This window comes from Allobosea sp. TAB14, assembly GCF_052113865.1.
Classification (GTDB): Bacteria; Pseudomonadota; Alphaproteobacteria; order Rhizobiales; family Beijerinckiaceae; genus Allobosea; species Allobosea spartocytisi.
The window spans coordinates 1-3076 of the sequence record NZ_JBFRDQ010000305.1 but is presented as its reverse complement, the minus strand read 5'-3'; the positions used below and the strand labels follow the sequence as shown (position 1 = coordinate 3076).

Genomic DNA, 3076 nt, shown 5'->3' with positions numbered 1-3076 from the left:
CCCCTGGATAATGACCTTCTCAGGACAATACCGCACCGTTGTTGTTCAGTTCGCTGTTGCTCGCGGCTACGGGCTCTGAGACCGATTGCTGATTTTCGTCCTCAGGACAGCGAGGCGAAGCGCCCGGACCTGCGTCCGGGCGCTGCTTGTCCGAACCTCAGACGTGGCCGTACTTCGCCAGGGCGTCGGCGAGTGAGAGTCCGCGCGAGAGCTCCTGCCGGATCTTGACCTCGACGGCGGTCAGCCGCTCGGCCTCGGCCAGCACCTCCTCGATCCGCTCAGTTGGGATGACGATGGCGCCGTCCTCATCGGCAAGGATGAAGTCGCCCGGCTTGATCTCGACATAGCGGCTGGTCGCGCCGCGCATCAGCACSGGMACCTGGCTGACATTGACCTTCCAGCGGCCGATCGACTGAACCGGCGTGCGGTAGCGCGCATAGACCGGGAAGGCCTGCTCGCCGATCCAGCGGATGTCGCGGATGCCGCCATCGACGAGCGCGCCGACACAGCCCTTCTCCTTCATGCCGATCGCGATCAATTCGCCGAAATAGCAGATGCCTTCGCCGTCGCCGCTCCAGACCGTGACCTCGCCGGGCGAGACGCCCTGGCAGGCCTTCATCTTCTCGGCGTCGCCGCCGAGCGGGAACGGCGTCATCTGGCCGCGGATGGTATAGGCGAAGCCGGCGAGCCGGCCGGTCGTCGCCGGATAGGGCGCAAATTGCGGCGCCAGCCCCTGGTCCGGCAGGCCGAGCGTGTCGAGCACGTCGGCGACATTGGAGGTGTCGACCGCAAGGAAGCGGCGGCGGATCTCCTCGCGCCAAATGGCGTCGCGCTGGGGCAATTCGGTCATGATCTCAAGTCCTTTCAGATGCTCTGGAGATAGCCGCCATCGACCCGGATGACCGAGCCGGTGATGTAGGCGGCGCGGGCGCTGGCGAGGAAGGCGACGACGTCGGCGTATTCCTCGGGCGTGCCGTAGCGGCCGAGCGGGATCGAGCCCGTGCTCTCGGCGACGATGTCGGCGAGCGGACGGCCCTCGCGCTTGGCCTTCTGCTCGTCGAGAAAGAGGATGCGGTCGGTGGCGATCCGCCCCGGCAGGATGATGTTGCAGGTGATGCCGGACGCCGCGACCTCGCGCGCCAGTGTCTTCGACCAGCCGACCAGCGACAGCCGCAAGGCGTTCGAGATCGCAAGATTTGGGATCGGCGCGACGACACCCGAGGAGGTCGAGGTGACGATCCGCCCGAAGCCGCGCTCGYGCATGCCCGGCAGCACCTTGTCGGTGAGCGCGATGACGGAGAGCACCATCGCCTGGAACTGCGMCGTCCAGGTCTCGGACGGCACGCCGGCAGCGAGGCTCGGCGGCGGTCCGCCGGTGTTGTTGACGAGGATGTCGACCGGTCCGAGCGCCCCGTTGATCGCGGCAAGATGCCCGTCAGCCTCGTCGAGGCGGCCGATGTCCCAGCGCCGCGCCAGATGCGGCGCACCGAGGGCGGAGAGATCCGCCGCCGTCGCGGCGAGAGCCTTCTCRTCGATGTCGGCGAGCGCGACCCTGGCGCCTTCCCTTGCGAGCRTCCTGGCGATGGCRCGGCCGAGCCCGCCGCCGGCGCCCAGTACGAGCGCCGTGCGTCCAGCAATTCCCAGATCCATGATGGGTTCCTCGTGTGTCCTGGCCTACGAGCCGATGCGCAGGGGAGCGTCGAGCTTGCGCAGATAGGARATGACCGAKAGCGCGGTGATGCGGCCGGTCTTCGGGTTGTCGCTCGGCACGTTCTCGATGGTCATCGAGAAGCTGGCGGAATCGGCGTCGACCTCGATGGTGTGGGTGTTGCGGGTCAGCGCCGGGTCGGCCCAGATTTCCAGCGTCGTCCGGTCCGGCCCGATGCCGGCGAGCGAGAGCGCCACGGCGACGTTGAGATTGGCCGGGAAGCCGATGGCGGCCTCGCGCGGCGTGCCGCTGAACACCCGCGTCGGCTCGGTCACGTCGTCGAGGGTGATGTTGTTCTCGATCAGATAGGGCGCGCCGACGAGGCCGCGCACCGGCTTGCGCGTGATCATCCGGACCGAGCGGATCACCCCCTCGGCGGCGGCGGTGACGGCGTCGAGGCCGAGCAGGGCGCCGGTCGGCACGACGATCTGGCCGCCATGCTGGCGGGCGATCTCGATGAGCCCCTCATGCGAGAGGATGGCGCCGGAGCTCAGCACGATCACCGTCTTGCCGGCGCGCAGGAAGGGCTCGGCGATGGCCGGCAGAAGCGCGGCCGGCGCGCATTCGACGACGATGTCGGCGAGGGCTTCGAGCTCCTCGATCGCGACGACCGGGATYGGCCGGGAGAGAYGGGCGAGACGCTCGCGCGCCTTGTCGCGGTCATTGGCGGAGACGGCGACGAGCTCGCAGCCGGGCACGCCCTGGTCGAGCACACTGGCGATCTTGAGGCCGACGGCGCCGAGACCGGCGATGGCGACCCGCCGGCGCGGATGCGCGCCGGGTGAGGAAGGGGAAGTCATGGGCGTTTCCTTGCGATCAGCCGGCAGACGGTGCCGGAAACAGACTGGCGTAGTGGCGCGCGCAGGCGCCGGCCGTGGTGAACCAGATGCGGTCCTGGTGCTTGTTGAGATGGTCGAGCACCCGGCGGAACTGCCGGATGCGGAAGGGCTGGCCGACGATGAAGGTGTGGATCGTCATGCCGTAGACCAGCGCCTGCTGCTCGGACTGGACGAGCATCTCCTCGAGATTGTCGATCGCCATGTCGGCGAARGCCTGCGCCGTGCCGTCATGCAGCACCACCATCGGCACGTCGTTGACCTCGTGCGGATAGGGCATCGCCAGCAGGGGACCGCCCTTGGTCTTCAGCCAGACCGGCTGGTCGTCCATCGGCCAGTCCATGGTGTAGCCRTAGCCGGCCTCRRCCARCAGGTCCTCGGTGTTGGCGCTGGGATGGGCGCCGGGGCTCATCCAGCCGGCGGGCGCRGCGCCCTCATGGCTCGCGATCGCCTGCGTCGCCTCGGCGATYAGSCRCCGCTCGGCCTCGATCTCCAGGCCGTTCTGGTGCTCGGAATTGGTGCGGCCATGGGC

4 protein-coding genes are annotated in these 3076 nt (G+C 68.7%); all 4 read right to left on the bottom strand.

From position 1 onward, the window contains the following. Nucleotides 1-157: 157 nt before the first annotated feature. Nucleotides 158-850: an RraA family protein gene (locus AB4Y99_RS26800; protein WP_441525470.1), complete on the bottom strand. Its 693-nt coding sequence runs from the start codon at nt 848-850 to the stop codon at nt 158-160. A gap of 14 nt (nt 851-864) precedes the next feature. Beyond that, nucleotides 865-1650, bottom strand: a complete 786-nt coding sequence (locus AB4Y99_RS26795) for an SDR family oxidoreductase (protein WP_441525469.1) — start codon at nt 1648-1650, stop codon at nt 865-867. A 24-nt stretch (nt 1651-1674) separates the two neighbouring features. Beyond that, a complete protein-coding gene (locus AB4Y99_RS26790; RefSeq protein WP_441525468.1) occupies nt 1675-2508 on the bottom strand; it encodes an aspartate dehydrogenase in 834 nt (277 codons plus the stop codon). 16 nt (nt 2509-2524) lie between these two features. Next, nucleotides 2525-3076, bottom strand: a 552-nt coding sequence (locus AB4Y99_RS26785; RefSeq protein WP_465248681.1) for a polysaccharide deacetylase family protein, incomplete at its 5' end; no start/stop codon positions are given.